Raw genomic sequence first — 22,984 nt, forward strand, 5'->3', positions numbered from 1 at the left:
TGCCTTGAGCGACTTGTACTGAACGTAGTCGAAGTAAGTCGAAAGGAGCCGAAGTATTGGGCATGGGGGATGGGGTACTTGTACGTAGGTTAAAACGCTAACAATTACAGCTAATGCAGCAGCTAAAACAGCTACAGGAACAACAAAAGTTAATTGGAGCGATCGCTCTTGATATTCGCAAGTCCTTGAAGTTTCAAGATATCCTTGCTACCAGTGTCAAAGAAGTCTGCCAGTTACTCAAGGCTGATCGCGTGCTGGTGTATCAATTTACTCCTCAAATGCAGGGTAAAGTCGTAGCTGAGTCGGTTTTACCCCAATGGACAGCAACCTTGGGACTAGAGATTGAAGATAGCTGTTTTCAGCAAAGCCAAGGGGAAGAATACTGCCAAGGAAAAATCTGGGCAGCGACGAACATCTACGAAGCGGGTTTAAGCGATCGCCATATTCAAGTTTTGGAACAGTTTCAGGTCAAGGCGAATTTAGCTGTCCCCATTTTGTTAGACAATCAAGGGACTCCAGCAGTTGTGTGGGGGTTATTCATGGTGCATCAATGTTCTGCACCGCGACAATGGCAGACATTTGAGGTGGAATTGCTCAACCAATTGACGGTGCAACTAGCGATCGCTATCCAACAAGCCCAACTTCACGACAACCTGCAAACCCTCAAAGCTGAGTTAGAAGCCAAAGTGGAGGAACGCACTATTGCACTACAGGAAAGCGATCGCCGATTCCGGGCAATTTTCAATAACACTTTCCAATTTACAGGACTGCTAACGCCAGATGGTATTTTATTAGAGGCGAATCAGACTGCGCTCAGTTTTGGCGGACTGAAGCTTGAAAATGTGATTAATCGCCCTTTTTGGGAAGCACATTGGTGGACGATTTCACCTCAAACTCAAGAAGAATTAAAACAAGCGATCGCTCGTGCAGCTCAAGGAGAATTTGTCCGCTATGAAGTAGATGTTCTCGGCGCGAATAACCGAGTAGCAACAATCGATTTTTCACTGCGCCCGTTGCAAAACGAGATGGGCCAAGTTGTTTTGTTGATTCCAGAAGGACGAGATATCACTGAACGCAAAGCAACAGAACTCGCCTTGTATGAGCGTAAAGTGATGTTGTACTTAATTGGAGATAATCTGCCTAATGGCGCGGTTTATCGGGTGATCCGGGAATTGGATGGTAGCGATCGCTTTGACTACCTGAGTGGGGGAATTGAAAAACTAATGGAAGTCAAGGTAGAAGATGCACTCAGAGATTCATCTCTGCTTTATCGCCAGTTTATCTCAGAGGATATCCCCCGCCTACAAACAGCCGTTGCAGAGTCCGCCCTAAATCTATCTGTATTTGATATTCAACTGCGAATCCGAACGCCCAGTGATCAACTCAAATGGTTCCATTTTCGTTCTACGCCACGTCAATTGAAAGATGGGCGTGTGGCTTGGGATGGACTGGTGGTAGATGTCACCGATCTCAAGCACAGTGAAGAAACACTACGCAAAAGTCAAGCCTTGCTAGAAGAATCCCAGCGAGTTGCTGGTCTTGGTAATTGGGAGTTTGAACTTGGTAGTGGCAAAATTACCTGGTCGAAGGGGCTTTTCGACCTCTTCAATCGAGAACCGACACTTGTTGAGTTGAACTATGAGGAAAATCTGCAATTGTATCACCCTGAAGATCGAGAGAAATTGCACCAAGTTGTTAAGCGAGCGATCAGCACGGGTGAGTCCTACAAAGAAATTCTCCGTGTACCCCAACTAAATGGTTATAATCGCTACTTCGAGGGCATTGGACATGCAGAATTCAACGCCGATGGACAGGTAATCCGCCTTTATGGTACTGCCCAAGATGTCACTGGACGGGAAGTTGCATTGCGTGATCGCCAAAAAGCTGAAGAAACATTGCGCCAAAGTGAGGAACGTTGGCAATTAGCGATCGCAGGTACTAATGAAGCAATTTGGGATTGGGACATATCTACTAATCAAACCTTCCGGTCTGAGCGTTGGTTCACAATTTTGGGATATAAACCTAACGAAATTAGCAATTGCGATGATGAGTGGAGTATTCGCATTCATCCTGATGATTATACCAGAGTTATGGCTGCACAAGAGGCTTATTTGCTCCAGCAAGTTGCAGACTATAACGTTGAGTATCGTCTGCGGTGCAAAGATGGCAGTTATCGCTGGGTGCGAGCGCGGGCCAAAGCTATCTGGAATCAGCAAGGAAATCCAGTTCGATTGGTCGGTTCACTTGGGGACATTAGCGAACGCAAACAAGCTGAGGAAAAACTCCAACAAAGTGAAGAGAGATTACAATTAGCATTAGAGGCTTCTGGGGATGGTTTGTGGGACTGGAATATTCTCACTGGAGAGGTATATTACAGCCCTCGCTATTTAGAAATGCTTGGATACAGTTACGATGAACTTCCACAGGATTTTAGTACCTGGAAGCCATTAGTTCATCCAGACGATCTGCCTTGGATTGAGAAAATCTTGGCAGATCACTTAAAGGATAATTCAGTACCCTACAAATTTGACTATCGACTCCGAACTAAATCGGGTGAATATAAATGGATTGCCAACTATGGCAAAGTTGTAATGCGAGATGAACAGGGTAACCCTTTGCGGATGACTGGTACTCATCGGGATATCAGCGATGTCTACGACGAACTTTGCTTACGCAAACAAACCGAAGCAGCCCTAGCCAGAAGTGAAGAACAACTGAGACTAACGTTAGAATTTAACTACATCGGTATCTGGGATTGGAATGTTAAAACAAATGAAGTTATCTGGAACGACAACCATTTTCGTTTGTTAGGTTTAGAGCCAGAAACATTAACAGCCAGCTATCAGCGATGGCGAGATTGTGTTCATCCAGAGGATGTTGACCGAATTGAACAAGCTGTATTAAATGCCCTAGCACAACATACTAATTTTCAAGGTGAATATCGAGTGATTTATCCCAATGGCAGGGTTCACTGGCTGATTGGGAAAGGGCGCGGCATTTACAACGAAGCAGGCGAACCTGTTCGGATGTTAGGGATAATTATTGATATCAGCGATCGCAAGCAAGCAGAAGCAGCCTTGCAAGAAAGTGAAGCCCGGTTCCAGGCATTTATGAACAATAGCCCCGTGCTAGCTTGGATCACTGATCCGGACGGGCGTGTACTTTATTTAAACCAAACATACCTGCGGACATTTAAATTACTACCCGAACAGGTGATTGGACGATCCATTTTTGATCTCTACCCAGATGAAATTGCTCGGCAGCATTTTGATCGCATTCAGACAGTTATACAGACAAATCAGGTGATTGAGGCGATCGAAGTTGCTTCCCGACCAGATAACACCCTTGGAGAGTTCTTAGTATATAAGTTCCCGATTCTGGGATTGTCTGCACAAAAGCTAGTGGGTAGGGTGGCGATAGATATCACAGAACGCAAGATTTTAGAGCGAGAACTGGCTCACAAGCAAAAGTTATTGGATACTTTCATCAATAACGCACCTGTTGGTATAACCATTCTGGATCAGGAACTGCGTTACTCATTGATTAATGAAGGATTAGCAAAAATTAATGGTATTCCCGTAGCCACGCATATTGGCAAGACACCGTGGGAAATTGTCCCTGATGTGGCATCAAAGCAGGAGCAAATCTTTCAACATGTTTTGAGAACGGGTGAATCGATTTTGGATTTGGAAATCAGTGGAGAAACCCCAAAATTCCCAGGTGTAATCAGGACTTGGCTAGCTTCCTACTTTCCGATTCAGTCTGAAGCCGATGAACCCATTAGTATAGGCGTTGTTGTAGTTGAAATCAGCGATCGCAAACGCGCTGAACAAATGTTAGAACTGCAAGCAGTGATCGCCTGCAATATGGCAGAGGGAATTTACCTAGTTCGTGCCACAGATGGCGTGTTTGTCTACGCCAATCCTAAATTTGAGCAGATGTTTGGCTATGAATCTGGTGAATTAATCGGTCAGCATGTATCGATTATCAACTACGGTGACAAACATAATACACCTGAAGAAGTTAACCAGGCGATTAGGACTGCTGTCTTGCAACACGGTGAGGCCACTTATGAAATCCATAGTGTTAAGAAAGATGGCACTCCGTTCTGGTGTAGGGCGAACGCTTCGATTTTTGAGCATCCTGAGTATGGAAGCGTTATTGTGGCTGTCCAACAAGATATCAGTGAGCATAAGCAAGCAGAGGAAAAAATCAAAGCCTCTTTAAAAGAAAAGGAGGTATTACTTAAAGAAATTCACCATCGGGTGAAAAACAATTTAGGAATTGTCAGTAGTTTGCTGCAAATGCAGTGCAGACGTACACAAGATCCTCTGGTAACTGCAATTTTGCGCGATAGTCAAAACCGCATTGCCTCCATTGCCTTAGTTCATGAAAAGTTATACCGCTCTGAAGACCTTGCTGATATTGATTTTGCTCAATACATCCCAGATTTAACAACTCATTTATTTGATTCCTATAACGTCAGTTATAGCCAAATTCAACTGAAGATTCAAGTTGATAATGCTAGCCTTGAAATCGAAACCGCCATTCCTTGTGGCTTAATTATTAATGAATTGGTTTCCAATGCTTTGAAATACGCTTTTGTTGGTAATCGTAGAGGGGAAATTGAGGTTAAATTTTATCAAGAATCCCAGTCTACTTTGGCACTCATTATTGTAGATAATGGTATTGGTTTACCTGAAAATTTTGATAGCAAGAAAGCTAAAACACTCGGCATAACCCTTGTCCAAGGTTTAGTCAAGCAACTAAGGGGAAAGCTCGAAATTGACTCTCACGAGGGAACACAGTTCAAAATTACTTTTACAAAAAGCCGGGTATGAAAACGATTGGCATCCCATCAAATTTACATACAAAAGAGACGGTTAGAATCCTTGTTGTTGAAGATGAATATATTCTGGCAATCAATTTGCAAGAAACTTTAGAGTCTCTGGGATACACTGTTTTAGATATAGCCGATACAGCACAAGGGGCAATTGCAAAAGCAAGTGAATTAAGCCCAAACTTGATTTTAATGGATATCAGGTTACGGGGTGAAATGGATGGTATCCAAGCAGCAGAGCAAATTTGGGATAATTTACAAATTCCTGCTATCTATGTCACAGGACACTCCGATAAAAGTACTGTAGAGCGGGCAACGCTAACATCCCCCTTTGGATATATTCTCAAACCAATCAAGGAGCAAGAACTCTACGTTGCCATTCAAACAGCACTCAATCGCTATGATCGCGAGCAATTTTTGAGTTCTATCCTTCAAGGAATGGGGGACGGGGTGATTGTAGTCGATCTTCAGTTAAGCATCAAGTACCTAAATCAGGTCGCTGAAGCATTGACAGGGTGGCGATGGAATGAAGCCAAGGGACGAATGTTAACCGATGTGTTCAAGCTCATTGATGAACAAACTCAAATCCCTACCCAAAATTCAATTATCGCAGCCCTGCAACAAGAAACTACTATCTATCTAGGCAGTCGCATCTTACTAGTTGCTAGAGACGGGACAACTATACCAGTAGCTGATAGTGCTACTCCCTTGAGAAATAATAGTGGTGTAATTACAGGAGCAGTACTAGTTTTTCGGGATGACACACAAAGAAGGCTAAATGAAGAACGAAATATTGCAACTGAACGTGCCCAACAACTAGAAATTCAAGTGGCAGAACTCCAACGGCTAAACCACTTGAAAGAGGATTTTCTCGCAACTATTTCTCATGAAATGCGAACGCCCTTGTCAAATATCAAAATGGCCATCTCCACCCTAGAAAATCTTCTTGATCGGCAGGGCATCTTAAATTCAAGCACACCTTCTCCATCTGAATCTGTTGCCCGCTATTTAACTATCCTGCGTGAACAGTGCGAACAAGAACTAGATTTAGTAGACAATTTGCTATATATGCGAATGATTGATGCAGATGTCTATCCATTGGAATTAACTTCAATTCAACTCCAAACCTGGCTGCCTCACGTTGCCGAGTATTTTGAGGAACGGGCTGGAGTTAGGCAACAGACTTTGCAACTTAGCATTCCTCCAAATTTACCACCTTTAATTACTGACTTGGCTAGCTTGACCGAAATTGTTTCAGAGTTACTCAACAATGCTTGTAAATTTACTCCGCCTGATGAACAGATTAGAGTAAATGTTTGGGTAATCAATACCACAAAAAGCTTAATAAATAAAGATGCTGAATCTGGTGTATTAGATAATATTCAATCTTACTTGCAAATTACAATTAGCAATTCTGGGGTAATAATCCCTAACAAAGAACAATCTCGAATCTTTGAGCCGTTTTACCGAATTCCTCAAAGCGATCGCTGGCAACATGGCGGTACAGGATTAGGTTTAGCATTATTGAAGAAGTTAGTAGAATATCTCCAAGGCACAATTGAAGTTACCAGTTCTCAGGGCTGGACAACGTTCACAGTTCAACTGCCGTTGAGCTTGTCAGAGTGATTAGTGACACAATAGGTTGATCAACAGTTAAACTCAAGGCTTACCAAGTTCGCTATTGGCTAAGGCTCTTTTTGCTCAATGGGAATTTCGATCGCAAACTCTGCTCCTTGCCCAATAGAAGAAGTACAGGTAATATTTCCTCGGTGTTTTTGGACAATAATTTGATAGCTAATAGATAATCCTAGTCCACTACCTTTACCCACAGGTTTTGTAGTAAAAAATGGGTCAAATAAACGCGATCGCAACGACTCTTCAATACCAGGGCCATTATCTGCGATCGCAATTTTGACCATATTCAAGTCTGTCACTTCTGTGTGAACACAAATTTGGGGAGTAGGGAGTAGAGAGTAGGGAGTAGAAGATGGCTTCCTCACTCCCCACTCCCCATTTTCCAATCCCTCTTCTATTGCATCAATAGCATTATTCAACAGATGCATAAATACTTGGTTTAATTCACTCGCATAGCAAGTGACTAGGGGCAAATTACCATAATTTTTCACTACAACAATTGCAGGACGGTCTGCTGTTTTCCTGAGTCTATGTTGTAACATTACTAAAGTATTTTCTATGTCTTCATGGATATTTACCCGCTTCATCTCTGCTTCATCATGGCGAGAAAAGTGTTGTAGCGCTAGTACAATTTCCTGAATGCGATCAGATCCTCTATACATTGCACCTATAAGGTTTTGCAGATCCCTAAGCAGAAAATTCAGGTCTATATCTTTGGCTATTTGCTGAATTTTTGGTGTTGCTTTAGGATATTCCTCTTGATAAGCCTCAATCAGACTCACTAGGTCTTTCACATATTGACCAGCATATTGGAGATTCCCATAAATAAAATTGATAGGGTTATTAATCTCATGAGCAAGCCCAGCCACTAAGTGTCCTAACGCCACCATCTTTTCGTTCTGAATCTGTTTAACTTGAGAGGTTTTCAAGTCATCAAGAGCCTGTTGGAGTAAAAAGTTTTGTTCTTGCAGTTTAACTTGAAGTAAACGTAAATTAATCTGATTTTCAATTCGCAACACAACCTCTGCCCCATGAAAAGGTTTTGCAATATAATCTACACCACCAACATCAAAGGCTTTTACCTTATCTAGAACATCATCTAGTGCGCTAATAAAAATTACTGGGACTTCACAAGTTTTCTTGTCAGCTTTCAATTGTTGACAAACTTGATAGCCATCCATATCTGGCATATTGATATCCAGCAAAATCACATCTGGCAAAACCATTTGGCAAGCAGTCAGTGCTATTTTTCCATTTAAGGCTTTGCGAACTTCAAAACCTCGTGCAGTCAACATTGCCGATAAAAGCCGCAAATTATCTGGGGTATCATCGACCACTAAAACATTTCTTTTATAATGGTTAGTTGGATTTAAATGCATTATGTATTAAAAGCTATTTTTGTAAAAATTAAGAATAGTAAATACTTATTTTAAATAATCCTGAAAATTTTTTATAGCGGTTCTCGCTTGGGTGCAGTACAGTTTTTACCTCACTTCCATTCCTCTCTCCTAAAAGGAGAGAGGCTTTGAATCTTACTCCCCTTCCCTTCAAGGGAAGGGGCTGGGGGTTAGGTCTGTATTCTATACAATTGGGAACCGCTATATCAATTTCACTGAAATACTTGTATTTATAGTCTAACTCCCACAGTGCTTGGAAAGTTCTATAGGCTACCACAGCGATTAGTCAATTAGGAACTTTGCGAACTTGATAGCTCGCTTATAGCAGTATAGTAGATAATACAACCAGATTATCTAGCCAAGCGTCAACAATAAAATTTTGCCAGGTATTATTTGATAGTTACCATTGAGGTGATTTAGCAAGTAATTTAATAACAAATTGTTGTGCTATGGGTTGAGAAAAAAGATATCCTTGAGCAAAATTACAGTTTAAACTTCTCAATTGGACTAGTTGTTCTTGTGTTTCGACACCTTCAGCGATCGCACTCATTCCCATTGAGTTGGCAATGCCAATCATTGCTGGTACTAGTCCCATATTCTCTTTGTTTTCCTGCATCCGTTTAACGAAAGATTTATCAATTTTGAGTGCATTAAAAGGAAAGTTATGTAAGTAACTCAAAGAGGAATATCCTGTACCAAAATCATCCATAATTAACTTTATTTTCCGCTCTTTTAGTTGTTCAATAATTATTTTAATTGCATGAGTATTTTCCATAATTACACTTTCGGTAATTTCTAATTCTAAGTATGCAGGATTTATTTTAGTTTCATAAATTATTCGGTCAATTTGCTCTATTAAATTAGGCTGTAAAAATAACCGGGCGCTCAAATTGACACTCATAGTTAGAGGTTCTGGTGTCACTGGGTAATGTTGCCAGATGCTCAGTTGATGACAAGCTGACTGTAATATCCAAGTATTGATAGCATTAATTAAACCTGTTTCTTCTGCCACAGGAATAAATTCTATAGGAGAAACCAGACCGCGAATCGGATGTTGCCAGCGTACCAAGGCTTCAAATCCAGAAATTCTGCCTGTAGTCAGGGAAATAATTGGCTGATAATAAACCAGGAATTCTTGTCTTTCAACAGCCCTTCGCAGATCATTTTCTAACTCTAAAAGCTGAATGGCTTCTTGATGCATCGCTGGATTGAAAACGTGATATTTGGCTCTTCCTTGAGCCTTGGCCCGATACATTGCTGTATCAGCATCCCGTAGTAAATACTCTGGGCGGTCGTAATCTTTATTACCCCAACTAATCCCAATACTGACATTCATAAATACTTCATATCTGGACAGCTTAAAAGTAAGTGATAGCTGTTGCAGAATCTGTTCGGCGACTTGAATGGCCATATTGATATCTGTGATATTTTCTAGGAGAATTCCAAATTCGTCACCGCCTAATCGTGCTAGAGTATGAATAGGTATCAGACATGCTTGTAGGCGGTGAGCGATTGCTATGAGCAATTCATCTCCCACCAGATGTCCAAGGGAATCATTGATAACTTTGAAGCGATCGCAGTCCAAAAAAAGCAGAGCAAACTGATAATTAGATTCTTGCTTGGTCCGATTTAAAGCATTTTCTAATCGTCTAATAAACAAAACTCGGTTTGGTAATCCAGTCAGAGAATCATGCAGCGCTATGTCTAACAGTTGACTTTGCAATTTTTGGCGGGAATTGATTTCTTCTTGGAGTTTTTGGAGAGTTTTTTCTAGCTCCCCAGTTCGCTGTTTTACTCGATCTTCCAATTCGACATTTAGCTTTAATATTTCTAAGCGTGCTGACCTCAATGCCAGTTGATTTTGCACGCGCACTAAAACTTCTTGGAACTCAAAAGGTTTGGTAATGTAGTCTACGCCACCTACCCTAAAGGCTTTAACTTTGTCAAAAACATCATCTAAAGCGCTAATAAAAATCACCGGAATATCGGCTGTTAACTCCCAAGCTTTTAAAGTCTGACAAACTTCATAGCCATCTACTTCTGGCATCATAATATCGAGTAGAATCAAATCCGGTAATACTGTCTGAGTTGCGGTCTGTGCCATTTGCCAGTTCAAGGCTTTACGAACGTTATACCCTTCCCTTGTCAATATGGAGGATAAAACCCGGAGGTTATCCGCCATATCGTCAATGATCAAAATATCTTTTTTCTTAGGGTCTAAATGCTCGTAATTCATTCTACGTTTGTTTTAGTCAATTCCATGATTTTCTCAAACTGGTAGTTATTCGCTAAATCCCTGAGAACTTTGAAAACTTGACTATTATCTGATGGAATTTGCTTGAGTAACTCTAAAATCAGTTCATCGCTACAGCTAGCTGCGGCATAGTAAATCTGTTGGAGCCATTCAGGTGACATTTGTGATAAACGACTCAGGAGTTCGGTAACACTGAACTGTGTAGGTTGATCAACAACTGTTGTGTTTGTGGTTTTTATTTGGTTGGTATACTTTACACCTAGATGTTGGCTCAGTTTTTCCAATAATACTTCTTGTGTGAATGGCTTGCGAATAAAATCATCGCAGCCAATAGATAAAATTTTCTGGCGTTCTTCTTCAAAGGCGCTAGCAGTTAGGGCAATAATGATCGTGTGTGTATTGGAGAAACTCTGCTCTGGTGTCTCAGAGAAGTCACAAGGGGCAGCCAGGGCTGTTGGCGATTGCTTTGTGGAGGCATCATTTCCTATGACACCAGTTGCTTCTGGTGTGGGAGACGCTGCACCTAGCTGGCTTTTTAATAGGGGTACAACTTTCAGAACTTCGCACTCGTCGGAATCAGGGAACTCGGGCGCAAGGTACTGGCTCCCTGACGACAGCAGCTGTTCCGAGTTTGGGAACTTTCGCAACGCATTGGTTGCCCCATACCCTCTTTGGTTAGCTTTAATTATTGTTGTCGCTTCGTAACCGTCTATGACCGGCATTCGCATATCCATAAAAATCAAGTGTGGTTGCCAAGATTCCCAACTAGCAACTGCTTCACTACCATCTGTAGCTTCCATGACTTCAAAGCCAACAGATGTGAGTATTTTAACTAGCAATAACCGACTTTCTTTGGAGTCGTCAACTACTAAGATACGGTATGCTTTCTCAGTAGGTGCTAAAGCTAGAATTTGGGATTTAATTTGGTTTGTCGGGATTTCTCTAGGGCAAGCTAGAGCAATCTGAATATCAAAGGTAAATCTACTACCGACACCAGGTATACTGTCGACAGTAATATCTCCTCCCATCAGTTGCACGTATTTTCGGCTAATCGCCAAACCCAGTCCCGTCCCTTGTTGGGATTTTCTGCCGATTTCGGTTTGCTCAAAAGCTTCAAACAACAAGTCAATTTCTTGTGGGGCAATACCGCAGCCAGTGTCTTGTATCTCGAAGATTAGGGATTGGGGATTAAAGATTGGGGATTGGGCTGAAGAAGCAGAGGGGTAGGAAGCATCAGGTAAGGGTAAAAACGAAAAATTCTCTCTTTCCTCGCTCTCTCTAGTCCCCAGCGATGCACTGAGCTTGTCGTTGGCAAAGCGTCTCGTTGGCGCAGCCTCTCGTAGAGAAGATAAGTGTCCCCAGCGATGCACTGAGCTTGTCGTTGGCAAAGCGTCTCGAACAGAAGTGTCCCCAGCCCCTAGTCTCACCTTTAGTGTTACCCTCCCAGTATTAGTAAATTTAATGGCATTTCCCAACAGGTTGAGCAAGACTTGACACAGTTTATTTTCATCCGTTTCTATGTACTTAGGAATATTTTGTGCATATTCAAACACTAGTTCTAAATTTTTAGATGCAGCACTTGCGTGTTGCATCTCTTCTAACTTCTTCAATACATGAATTAAGTCAAAGCTGCTCTTATTTAATGTGATTCTGCCAGCTTCGATTTTAGACATTTCTAGAATGTCGTTAATTAAGTTAAGTAGATGTTCGCCAGCACGATTAATAATTGCCAAGTTTTCTTGATGTTCGCTAGATAGCGAATAATCTCGGCTCATAACTTGGCTAAAACCAAGAATGGCATTGAGTGGGGTACGCAGTTCGTGGCTCATATTAGCAAGGAATTCGCTTTTGGCAAGGTTGGCGGCCGCGCTTCGTGCCGCTTCCCGAATGGCTGCTTGTTGTTCTTGTGCGGCAATTTTTTGCGATTGAATCAGTTCTTGTTGGGTGATTTGCAGTTGCTTGATCGCTTGTTGGAACTCTTCAGTACGTTTTTTTACTTGAGCCTCTAGGGTACGATTGTATTCTGCTAATAAGTTTTCTGCTTGTTTGCGTTGGGTAATATCAAAAAATGTAGTGATCGCAAAAGCAAGATTTCCTGATTCATCATAAATTGCCTTTCCCAAAACTTCAATAGGAATAATCTTGTCAAAATGGCGAATTTCCATATTATCAATCCTGGTGCTTTCCCCAAGCAATGCTCTCAATATCGGCTGGCGATCGCTGGGGTAAAGTTGATCTGTCCCAGCAAGGTAAGCTTGATATACCTCTGATAATTGTTCGGCGCTAACTTTTGCGATCGCTCCTTGACCAAGAATTTGCTGCCCAATTTTATTTGTGTAATAAGGTTCACCTTCAGCATTTATAATAAATACACCTATCGGCATGGCTTCTAAAAATTGAGTTAGCCGACTCTGACTGTGAGATAGCGCCTCATTTAAGACTTGCATCTGAGTATTCTTTGCTGACAAAGTATTGAACGATACTTGGAGTTGCTTTGCCATAGTTTCAAATGACTTGGCTAGTTCCCCCAATTCATCAGAACGCTGAATTTCTGGTATTTGCTCCCATTCACCTTTAGCAATTTTCTTCGCTGATGTGTTTAATTGTAAAATCGGTTTAATTACCCAGCGAGCAGTCAAAATCCCAATTATTGTCGCAACTAAAAAAGCAACCATACACAGCAAAATAGTGATGCGGGTGTTGACGTTAATTTGCTCCATAAATTCGCCTTCGGGAATCACCGCCACAATTAGCCAATCTAAACCCAGTTCATCCTTCCAGTTTTTTACTTGCACAAAATAACGCATTCCATCGGCGGTAAAACTTAGCTGTTGCTTTTTTCCAACAAACTTAAGACTGCCAAAGCGTTTGATCAAAGACTGGGTTGTGAGTCTAATTAAAGAATTTTGACTATCTAATGCTGATAGACGTTTTCCTTTACCATTAATGACGGTATATGGTGGATCGCTAGTAGAAGAAGCCACTATTAACCCAGAACGCTCTAAAATAAAAGTTTTACCCAAATCATTAATCTTTAAATTGGCTAAAAATTTGCCGATTTGTGATAATAGCAAATCAACACTAATTACCCCAACAAATTTGTGATTTTTATTGTAAACAGGATAGCTGGAAGATATGGATATAATTTCTGGTTTATCTTCCCATTGATAAATTTGACTCCAAACTCGTTTGTCTAACTTGACTGGATCTGCATACCAAGCTTCTAGGCGAGGATCGTAATTTTTAATTTGCTGAAGCTGGCGGCGATTTCCTTGGTTGTCTGTAGGGTAAATATAAAGTTTGCCTATACCATGCTTTTCGTTAACTTCATTAATCAAGAGGTTGCCATTATCTAGACGTTCAACACCGATAAATTCACCTTTAGGATTGGCAAAGCTGTTGTAGCCAACATTAAAAACTTGCATTTGTTTCCAAAAGTAATTGCCGATGGTTTGAAAATCCGAAAGGTTAAGCAAATCTAGCTCAATCGCATCTAAGTTGATTTGATTGATTTGCTTCGGGGTTGTTAAATAGCTATCAAGATGCTGTTCAATGCGAGCGCAGATTTCATTTTCTAATTGAGTAGCAAGCTCCATTACCGCTTTTTGACCATTTTGATACGAAAGATAGCCCACAAGTCCCACCGCGCCACAAATTTGCAATATAAAGGGCACAATCAGAACATACCTTAGAGGCATATTGGCATAAACTTTGCCAACTAAGCGATTAATAGATTTGATAGGCTGAAGTTTGGATAACATTGTTGTTTAATTCTTCCCCAGCATAGATTAGGGGTATTTTTGCCATATCAGCTACATTTTATATCAGGATAATTACGGCATATTATGCATTTACTATGACATAAATTTTAAGTAGTTAGTATAAAAAAATACAAAAATTTATTTTCTACTTTTTTGACTGGCTAAATTCCTCTAAGGTCTAATTTTCAGATTTAGCGACGCCCATAGCGAGTCTTGCCTACGGCACGCTACGCCAACGAACGTCATAGCCCGTCGTAGACATCGCACCTAAATTTACTCAGTTTTATCAGATTTTCTCGGATGAAATAAAATTTAACCGATAAGCTACAGTATGCCATTTTAAAATTCAGGTCGTCATTAGTACCTAATCCTAAATTTAATTTTTAACCTAAGTAAGTCGGTGTAATAAAACAAAACTGTGTAAAGAAAAGTAAATAAGGCTTAAACTCTTTTCCCCCTGCTCCCTGCTCCCCTTGTATTGACCGCAGTCGAAGTATGCCCCCTGCTTTATGCCAACAATAATTATTTACGCCGACCTACTTAGTTTGGGGGTTTAAGTTTCCTGCACCTATTAAGCAGCGCGTTTTTTGTCTGGGTCTAAATTCCCGTTATAAAACGTAATTGCTCTCTTCTCTACGAGGCGCTTTGCGAACGTAGCGAGGCACAGTCCATTGCTTTAGCGAAGTGGGGCGTGGCCTATTGCGTTAGCGAGTCTTCTGCCAAGGGCGAACAAGCGTCAACCCCTTTCCTACAGGACGCTGCGCGTAGCTTGCTTCCCCGCAGGGGTACGGCGAAGTCACGCATTCACGCGTTTACGCATTCAATAATTTACCAAGCTCATACTTCGGCTACGCAGTTCGACTGCGGTTCCATCGAGCAAAGCCGAGATGCTCACTATAAACTCAGTAACCATAAATAAATTTACTTGCTCTGTACCTTTTTCTTTCTAGTCATTGCGAATTGCGAATTAGTTTAATTGCTGATGTCTTAATTTTCTGGTCTTAAAACCTTTGGACTTATACAAAAATAAATACAACAATTTTCAGATTTTCATATAAATACAGGGTAAATCTAAAAAATTTACTTAATATTTTTTATTTTAAATAAATGTTAATTTTATTATGGAAACAAGTCAATTTCATTGCCGATTTGTAAAATTTTTCCGGCTGAGGATGGGGATAATTGGGTATTGACGCTCAATCTGTAAAAGTGATTAAAAGGCGATGAAGCAATCCAATTTGGTAGAGTTACTTGTCGCTGGGTTACAAAGATTTTTTGAAAGTTTGGGTAAGCTTTGCCTAAGTAAGAATCGCGTGTTGGGACTATACAACGCTGACATGGATTAACTCCAAAAAAATCCACATCTCCCACTCGAAAGGAGACTAAATCACCTTGTTCACTAAATAGCCGATCTTCCCAAAATGCTGGTACACCATCAATCTCGATGTTGGCACGCATCCGACGGCGTATTTCATCTACAGTTAAACCGGGAAACCAAGAAGCTACTTCTACCAATGTTCCTCTACTAATTATCGTTGGGCCAGGTGAGTGTGTATCGTCAGGAAAACCCATCAGAGAGTTTTGCCTTAATGTGACACCAAACTCAAAAAAATCACTCAAACTTGCTTCTAATGCTTGCCGTTCCTCATCCAGATGAAAAATTTGTTGTGAGTCGCCGCCTGGGATGTGCAACAAGATAGTTCTATTTAACAGGGCAAATTGCGCCCTTAGTAAATGGATTTTAGCATGACGCTTGCCATTGACAAATCTATCGTGTTTGTCAAAAATGGCAAACTCGCGGTCATGCTGTAGTGCGCCACTGGTAAGAACTCTAGCGTTATCAACTTCAACACCATCTAGTGACTTAACTGGATACAGTAAAATCTTGGCTAAGTAAGGCATCATAGCAATTTTGGATTTTAGATTTTGCGAAAAGTCTGAACAAAGTCAAACTTGGTGATTTAGCACCCCTCAATCTAAAATCTAAAATTTTTTTGTTACTTATACCAGTGGCTAGCTGAAAATCCTTCAGAGACACGGAACGCTGGGGAAGAATTTCTAACTCTTGACAAATAACTAATGACCAATGACTCCCCTGATTTTCCGAGAAAGTAAGCACTCGCGTTACTTGTTAAACTAGCGGAGTGTCAATAATATTGTCAATCATGGATATATTGGCGATTTATCTATTCCTCCAATATGATTTAGAGGCCAGAACCGAACTACAGCCCGTCCAATAATATTTTCGCGGGGCACAACACCCCAGCAGCGACCATCGTAACTATTGTTACGATTGTCACCTAGTACTAAATATGAACCGATTGGTATAGTCTGGGGTTTCGCCAAAAAAGGTGGCTGTGGTCCTGATTGGCAAACATCAATGACTGTAGTCTGACCAGAACTGAGGTAATTGCCTTCTGGGAGAGGTTTGTTGTTGATATAGACTTTGCCATCCTTAAGTTGTACTTTTTCTCCAGGTAAGCCAATTACACGTTTAATAAAGGCATCTTGATATTGTTCTTTCTGTAGCTCTTTAGTAGGTGAAAATACTACAATATCTCCCCTTTGCGGGTCAGCAAATTTATACTTCAACTTATCGACAATGATTTTATCTGCCTCCCACTGGTTTGGCGTACCATGCAGAGTTGGTTCCATCGACCCAGAAGGAATCCAGCGTGCTTCAGCAACAAAGGTGCGAATTCCCAGAGCTAGAACAATGCTCAATACAATTGTTCTACCTAGCTCTGCGATCCAAGAATTATCGGGCTGTTGACTAGAGTTGTTATCAGACACTTTATTTTGCATGAAATTACTTAACTGAAGGAAAGATGTAGGTAATTAACTCGCCTAGTGAGACTTTATCTGTTAATCTTAACGGGAAAATTTAATTTCCTAGTCATGCTCCCATCTTGACTACCAATTTTAGATTGTGGATTTTAGATTTTGGATTAGGGTGTTTGTTCTAGGTCATGACTCGCCTCTGGTGGGCGAAACCAATGTAAAATACCCAAGCCGCATCCCTTTTAGGCTACGTCAATCCAAAATCCAAAATCTAAAATCCAAAATCCAAAATTAATTGACGAGGTTCTTCATACAATTAAAAATAAACTTTTTTTTAACGTGCAGCAAAAATTGGTTACTCCGATCGCAAATAAGTTTAACCTAAAAGCATAATTCTCTGTAATACATAGCTTTCTGTCTCAACTTTGTTAACTCTATGTCATCTCCACAAATTTTACTGATTCGCGGCGCTCGCATAATTCTACCCAATGGTGAACTGATGATTGGGGATGTATTGACCCGCGATCGCCTAATAGTCGAAGTTGCACCAAAAATATCCCAAACGGCACTAGCCACTGAAATTGACGCAGAAGGGTTAACTTTGTTGCCAGGAGTCATTGATCCGCAGGTGCATTTCCGAGAACCTGGACTAGAACACAAGGAAGATTTATTCACCGCCAGCTGCGCCTGTGCTAAGGGGGGAGTCACTTCCTTTTTAGAGATGCCCAATACGCGCCCTCTGACAACGACACAGCAGGCTTTAGACGACAAGCTACAACGTGCCTCACAAAAGTCTTTGGTTAATTATGGCTTTTTTATTGGGGCAACAGCAGAGAATCTACCAGATTTGCTCTTGGCAAAGCCAACACCGGGAATTAAGATTTTTATGGGGTCGATGCATGGTCAGTTGCTGGTTGACGGCGAAACAGCGTTGGAGGCGATATTTGCTAAAGGCGATCGCTTAATTGCCGTTCATGCCGAAGACCAAGCTAGAATTAACCAACGCCGTCAAGAATTTGCCAACATCCACGATCCAGCTGTTCACTCGCAAATTCAAGATAATCAAGCGGCAATGCTTGCAACCCAACTGGCATTAAAACTTTCTCAAAAATATCAACGTCGTCTGCATATTCTGCACATGTCAACTGCCGAAGAAGCAGATTTGCTGCGTCAGGAGAAACCTAGTTGGGTAACAGCAGAAGTGACACCACAGCATTTGTTGTTGAACACCAGTGCTTATGAGAAGATTGGTACTTTGGCACAGATGAATCCACCATTGCGATCGCCCCACGATAACGAAGTTCTCTGGCAAGCTTTGCAAGATGGTGTGATTGATTTCATCGCTACAGATCACGCGCCGCACACCTTAGAAGAAAAAGCTCAAGAATATCCCAATAGCCCTTCGGGAATGCCTGGGGTGGAAACTTCCCTAGCTTTGATGTTAACTGCGGCGATGGCAGGAAAGTGTACTATTGCCCAAGTTGTTAACTGGATGTCAAAAAATGTAGCTGCGGCTTATGGTATTCCCAATAAAGGAGCGATCGCATCTGGTTATGATGCTGATTTAGTACTTGTAGATTTAAACACATATCGTCCAGTCCGGCGTGAGGAACTTTTAACCAAATGCCGTTGGAGTCCCTTTGAAGGCTGGAACCTTACTGGCTGGGCTACAACCACCATTGTCGGCGGTAAGATAGTTTATGACAAAGGTCAGGTAAATACACAAGTGCGGGGTCAAGCTTTAACTTTGTTATAGGAAATATTTATTTAACCTTATGTAGTAGACAAATAATTAGACATCAAAGCCATACTTGAACTGGCAATATTTTCATCTATAGGACTCATATTTGATTGCGTAAAAAAAACTCAGTACACCTTTATTCCTTCTTCCCAGTCCCCAGGGATACACTGAGCAAAGTCGTTGTGTCCCCAGTCTCTACGCATAATTCACCGAATCAAATCGGATTGCTATATTCCAAGTTAAGACTAGATCAATGCCATTTGGTTAAAGCTAAAAGACGACAATCCTTATTTTTTATCTTTACTTTTTTAACCCAAGGATATTGACTAGTCGCAGGATCAGAGATTGCAACTTGAAACCCTGAATTTATTTATAAGTGTTTCAAGCCAAAACTTCAATAACTACTTCCTTCTTGATATCAAATTACCTATTTATTTTTCTTTTCCCTGCTTGGTGTCTTTGGCGTCCTTAGCGGTTTGTAAAAAAACTTAGATATTCTTTCATTTGGATAAGAGTAAACAAGCAAATGGAACCGTATTGTGATTCATTTCATGATGCTTGTTCCCAGAAACTATGCCCGTAAACATAACCATAGAAATAATCAAAGAGAATTGCTATGTCCTTCAAAATTTTAGCTTTAGACGGTGGCGGAGTTCGCGGAGTCGTTGCAGCACGAATACTTCAAGAAGTAGAACAAGAAATTAGAAACCAGGGAAAAGGAAACTTTTTACACGAATACTTTGATCTAATTTCTGGTACTTCTACTGGTTCAATGTTAGCAGGAGCTATTGCTTTAGGAAAGGAGAGTCATGAACTCATTAAACTGTATAAAAATAGAGGTAAAGATATATTTCCGCTTGATAGAAAAGAGCGCTATAAAAACTTGCCGCCTATCATAAAATCAATTTTTGATGTATTTTCACCACCTAAATATTCTCATGATGGAATTATTAGCGTCCTCAAAGATACATATAAATCCACAAGAATAAAAGACATTGAAAAACCGATTATTTTGATTCTTGCTTACGATACACTATATCGAAATACAACCTTTTTTACAAATTGTCATCCCGATTTAGGAGACAGATGGTACGATGAATGTTATTTATGGCAGATATGTACTGCTTCTGCCTCAGCTCCTACTTTTTTTCCACCATATAAATTAGAACCTATAGATAAAGAAAAATTTGGTAATTGGGAATTTCCACACATTGATGGAGGAGTTTCTGCTAACAACCCTTGTTTGGCAGCTTTGAGTCTAGTTATGAGGATCAGTCAATCTTCAGTCTCTCCAACAATTAAGCAAAAATATAAACTGGATAATCTACGATTAGAAGATATTTCTATTCTTTCTATTGGTACAGGTCAAACTGGTGAACCATATCAATATAAGCAAATAAGCAAATGGAGAGGCTTAGACTGGGTACAAAATCTTACTAATATCTTTATGGAACCTACATCTGAGATTGATAGTACTATTTGTCGGCAAATCATGGGTGGATACGATTCTAAACGTTACTTACGGCTTCAGTTTGACTTAAATGAGACATTTAAAGCCAAGCCAGAAGAGACTTATAAAGATCCTCGTATTGTATTACCTCCACAAGATCGAAAAAATCGATTTACAGGAGAAAAAGTCAGTCAAGAAATAGATAACGCTAGTTTAGAGATTATTGAGCAGTTAATAAATACTACTTCTGCATTCATTGATAAAGGTCTTACGTACTATACCAGAGACGACTCCGGTTCTCCGATAAAAGAAGCGATCGCCTCTTTTATTAAAGATAACTAGTGCATCTACGTAAATATATTTCCAACTAATATAAAACAAATATTTTCGTATTTATACATAATTATCGTATAAATACGAGATGTTTTATTTAATTTATTAATATCAGTATTAATTACAGATGTTAATAGAATAACTTATTGCTATTGAAAATTATTTAAACTAATTTTAAAACATTTAATAAATCAGTATTTTTGTGTATATATTATGACCGAAAGTTGGGTATATTAGGTATAAGGAAAAGTTAAACAACTTTTACAGAAATGGCTTGATGTTGTTTAATCTTCCTCTACTAACTTGGGCTACGAAGTAATTCAAATTTGTTCTTTTAATCACAGTAAGGAACTAATTGGGTAAAACCAAGCTGACTAAGTTCTGTGAAAACTCTCATTTAACCCAACAACAGTTTACATTTTCTTGATTCATACTCCATCTAAATCAGCTTTTTAACTGAATTATTGCAGCAATAAAGCTGCTGTTACAAAATTTTTTTATTTATTTTGGGTTGAGATAACAATGTTAGTGATTTGCAGTGGTGAGCGTGGTAGCGGCAGATAGAACGAGTGTGAAGTTCTCCCTCGACTGTTTGTAGAAATTTTTTCGTGTTGTATGTGCTAAAGAAAGTGACTTTTGATTTGCCAGAAGCAAATCTATGTTGAGCAGAGTCGTAACACAGCGTCTCTAAGAGCTGGGGCTGACATTTCTCGTATTTAAATAGGCAGATGAGCTCAAATTGCGGCAATGACTTTGCTAATGGCCCAATTGAATGGGATGAGTTCGACTTGACGAGTGCCCTCATTTCCATAAGTCAAGCTCACACTTAGATAGCTATCTGGCTTGTAGGGCAATCGTTTTGCCCATTCAACTGCCACAATTCCTGGTATGACTTCAACACCTTCCCAGTAACTCTCTAAATTCAGGGCTGCAACTTCTTGTGGTTCTAGGCGATATAAATCTAGGTGGTAAAGGGGGAGGCGTCCTTCTGTATACTCATTAATCAGGGTGAAAGTTGGACTGACAATAGGTTCAGCAATTCCCAAACCCTTGCCAATACCTTGAACTAGGGTAGTTTTACCAGCACCTAGATCACCCTCTAATAAAATTACACTACCAGGAGTTAGGGATTCACCGAGAGTAATACCTAAACGTAGGGTCGCCTCTGTATCTGCAAGAAAAATTTTCATAATTAGTCATTAGTTATTAGTCACTAGTCCTTTGTTTAGACTAATGACTAATTTTCATTTTCCTTCATTTTGAATTTTGAATTTTGAATTCCCCGTTCGCATAGCGTCTCCGCAGGAGAAGGGACTGACCTCTACCGTACCACCGCAACAACACTTGTGCTAGTTTCTGCGGATTGTGACGGATAACACCTGTTTCATCTTCATACAAAACATTAGCTGGAACAATTCTTCGCCCTAGCTGAGTTACCGCTTCTCTATCCAGGAAAACGGGATGGGAGTTTTGTTCGGCGTAGCGCATGAGTGATTGTTCTGAGGGGGATTTTTTGTGGATTAGTACAGCATCGAATAGCCGTCTTTCCCCACAAGCAGCATCAATTGCTCTAATGTGATCTGAAACAGTGTAGCCTTCAGTTTCTCCTGGTTGAGTCATTATATTGCAGATATAAATACGGGGGGCATCTGTTTGAGCTATCGCATCGGCAATTTCTGGTACTAATAAATTAGGAATCAAGCTTGTATAAAGGCTACCTGGACCAATAATAATGTAATCAGCTTCTTTAATTGCCTTAATAGCTGCTGGTACTGCCGGAGGATTCGCTGGAATACAGCCAATTTTGACAATTTTACCGCCAGCTTTGGGAATGCTAGACTCCCCATCAATGCGGCGACCATCGGCTAATTCTGCCCAGAGACGAACATCACTGAGAGTTGCTGGTAGTACTTGTCCCCGTACTGCTAGCACTTTAGAACTGGCTGCGACTGCTTGTTCTAAATCTCCAGTAATATCACTCATTGCTGTTAAAAACAGATTACCAAAACTGTGACCCGTTAACCCATCTCCAGCCCGAAAACGGTATTGAAACAATTCTGTTAATAACTTTTCTTCATCTGCTAGTGCAGCCAAACAATTGCGAATATCCCCTGGTGGTAACACTCCAAATTCTTGACGCAACCGCCCTGAAGATCCACCATCATCGGCGACAGTGACAATAGCAGTAATATTCGCACTGTAGGTTTTTAGTCCCCTCAACAACGTAGAAAGTCCCGTACCACCACCAATTACCACTATTTTTGGACCTCGGTACAATCGATGATGAGCTAGCAAGACATCAATGAGTTCTTCTCCGCCTTCTGCTCTCAATACTTTAGTAATTGAGCCTACAGTGCGAGTTTGTCCCCAAAGCACTAACAGCAAGCCACCAAGCAACACCAAAGGCCCGCTAACATAGTTGGGTAAAATGTTGGTGATTACTCCCAGGAGGCCCCTAAAAAACTCGATTATCCAAAAAATTGGGGTCAACTTAATCCAGATAGCTAACCCCAAACTCGCCAGTAGTACACCCCCAATACTGATTAACAACCAACGTTTTACTGATAGTCCAGGGGATAACCATTTGAACCACTGGTTAACACGATAGGAAGTACGAGAGCGCGACTGCTTTTGCAGGGCGTTGAGGGCTTGTCTGAGAAAACCAATTGACATACCTGATTTACAGCAGTGCTACAAACAATAATTAACAGAAAATTTACACCACTTGGTTTAAAACACTAGGTGTGAAACTATTATATTTGCCTATCCCATTAGACTAAGAGCAAGTGGTC

11 protein-coding genes are annotated in these 22,984 nt (G+C 40.6%); 4 read left to right on the forward strand and 7 right to left on the reverse strand.

Translation table 11 applies throughout. The features are described from left to right. Window positions 1-113 precede the first annotated feature (113 nt). The gene (locus V7L20_RS06590) at window positions 114-4,841 is read left to right on the forward strand and encodes a PAS domain-containing protein (RefSeq protein WP_334743292.1); all 4,728 of its coding nucleotides are present in this window, start codon (window positions 114-116) and stop codon (window positions 4,839-4,841) included. Next, window positions 4,838-6,466 (forward strand): hybrid sensor histidine kinase/response regulator, encoded by a 1,629-nt coding sequence (locus tag V7L20_RS06595; protein ID WP_334743293.1) that lies wholly within the window; start codon window positions 4,838-4,840, stop codon window positions 6,464-6,466. Before V7L20_RS06590 ends, V7L20_RS06595 begins: the two co-directional genes overlap by 4 nt. A 59-nt stretch (window positions 6,467-6,525) precedes the next feature. On the opposite strand, the gene V7L20_RS06600 is transcribed toward V7L20_RS06595, so the two are convergent. From V7L20_RS06600 to lepB, 5 genes are all read right to left on the reverse strand, one after another. Further along, window positions 6,526-7,854 (reverse strand): sensor histidine kinase, encoded by a 1,329-nt coding sequence (locus V7L20_RS06600; protein WP_334743294.1) that lies wholly within the window; start codon window positions 7,852-7,854, stop codon window positions 6,526-6,528. A 418-nt stretch (window positions 7,855-8,272) separates the two neighbouring features. Next, window positions 8,273-10,108, reverse strand: a complete 1,836-nt coding sequence (locus V7L20_RS06605) for a two-component system response regulator (protein WP_334743295.1) — start codon at window positions 10,106-10,108, stop codon at window positions 8,273-8,275. Then, window positions 10,105-13,887, reverse strand: a complete 3,783-nt coding sequence (locus tag V7L20_RS06610) for a HAMP domain-containing hybrid sensor histidine kinase/response regulator (protein WP_334743296.1) — start codon at window positions 13,885-13,887, stop codon at window positions 10,105-10,107. The genes V7L20_RS06605 and V7L20_RS06610 overlap by 4 nt, the downstream gene beginning before the upstream one ends. A gap of 1,119 nt (window positions 13,888-15,006) precedes the next feature. Next, window positions 15,007-15,789, reverse strand: a complete 783-nt coding sequence (locus V7L20_RS06615) for an MOSC domain-containing protein (RefSeq protein ID WP_334743326.1) — start codon at window positions 15,787-15,789, stop codon at window positions 15,007-15,009. Between the two features lie 261 nt (window positions 15,790-16,050). Further along, window positions 16,051-16,692: a signal peptidase I gene (gene lepB, locus V7L20_RS06620; protein WP_334743297.1), complete on the reverse strand. Its 642-nt coding sequence runs from the start codon at window positions 16,690-16,692 to the stop codon at window positions 16,051-16,053. Between the two features lie 412 nt (window positions 16,693-17,104). Between lepB and V7L20_RS06625 the strand changes: the two genes are divergently transcribed. Together V7L20_RS06625 and V7L20_RS06630 are read left to right on the forward strand one after the other, a co-directional pair. Beyond that, window positions 17,105-18,424, forward strand: coding sequence for a dihydroorotase (locus V7L20_RS06625; RefSeq protein ID WP_334743298.1), 1,320 nt, complete (start codon window positions 17,105-17,107; stop codon window positions 18,422-18,424). Between the two features lie 601 nt (window positions 18,425-19,025). Further along, entirely contained in the window at window positions 19,026-20,201 is a 1,176-nt protein-coding gene (locus V7L20_RS06630; RefSeq protein WP_334743299.1) for a patatin-like phospholipase family protein, read from the forward strand. A gap of 725 nt (window positions 20,202-20,926) precedes the next feature. Here the strand turns inward: V7L20_RS06630 and tsaE are convergent. Both tsaE and V7L20_RS06640 read right to left on the reverse strand, forming a co-directional pair. Next, the gene (tsaE, locus tag V7L20_RS06635) at window positions 20,927-21,382 is read right to left on the reverse strand and encodes a tRNA (adenosine(37)-N6)-threonylcarbamoyltransferase complex ATPase subunit type 1 TsaE (protein ID WP_334743300.1); all 456 of its coding nucleotides are present in this window, start codon (window positions 21,380-21,382) and stop codon (window positions 20,927-20,929) included. 64 nt (window positions 21,383-21,446) lie between these two features. Beyond that, window positions 21,447-22,865 (reverse strand): gluconeogenesis factor YvcK family protein, encoded by a 1,419-nt coding sequence (locus V7L20_RS06640; RefSeq protein WP_334743301.1) that lies wholly within the window; start codon window positions 22,863-22,865, stop codon window positions 21,447-21,449. Window positions 22,866-22,984: the final 119 nt, after the last annotated feature.

Origin of the sequence: Nostoc sp. (assembly GCF_036916735.1) — a bacterium.
In the GTDB taxonomy this organism is placed as follows: Bacteria; Cyanobacteriota; Cyanobacteriia; order Cyanobacteriales; family Nostocaceae; genus Nostoc.

Coding starts and splice junctions, on each gene's coding strand:
- V7L20_RS06590 (WP_334743292.1), top strand. CDS start 114: ATGCAGCAGCTAAAACAGCTACAGGAACAACAAAAGTTAATTGGAGCG.
- V7L20_RS06595 (WP_334743293.1), top strand. CDS start 4,838: ATGAAAACGATTGGCATCCCATCAAATTTACATACAAAAGAGACGGTT.
- V7L20_RS06600 (WP_334743294.1), bottom strand. CDS start 7,854: ATGCATTTAAATCCAACTAACCATTATAAAAGAAATGTTTTAGTGGTC.
- V7L20_RS06605 (WP_334743295.1), bottom strand. CDS start 10,108: ATGAATTACGAGCATTTAGACCCTAAGAAAAAAGATATTTTGATCATT.
- V7L20_RS06610 (WP_334743296.1), bottom strand. CDS start 13,887: ATGTTATCCAAACTTCAGCCTATCAAATCTATTAATCGCTTAGTTGGC.
- V7L20_RS06615 (WP_334743326.1), bottom strand. CDS start 15,789: ATGCCTTACTTAGCCAAGATTTTACTGTATCCAGTTAAGTCACTAGAT.
- lepB (WP_334743297.1), bottom strand. CDS start 16,692: ATGCAAAATAAAGTGTCTGATAACAACTCTAGTCAACAGCCCGATAAT.
- V7L20_RS06625 (WP_334743298.1), top strand. CDS start 17,105: ATGTCATCTCCACAAATTTTACTGATTCGCGGCGCTCGCATAATTCTA.
- V7L20_RS06630 (WP_334743299.1), top strand. CDS start 19,026: ATGTCCTTCAAAATTTTAGCTTTAGACGGTGGCGGAGTTCGCGGAGTC.
- tsaE (WP_334743300.1), bottom strand. CDS start 21,382: ATGAAAATTTTTCTTGCAGATACAGAGGCGACCCTACGTTTAGGTATT.
- V7L20_RS06640 (WP_334743301.1), bottom strand. CDS start 22,865: ATGTCAATTGGTTTTCTCAGACAAGCCCTCAACGCCCTGCAAAAGCAG.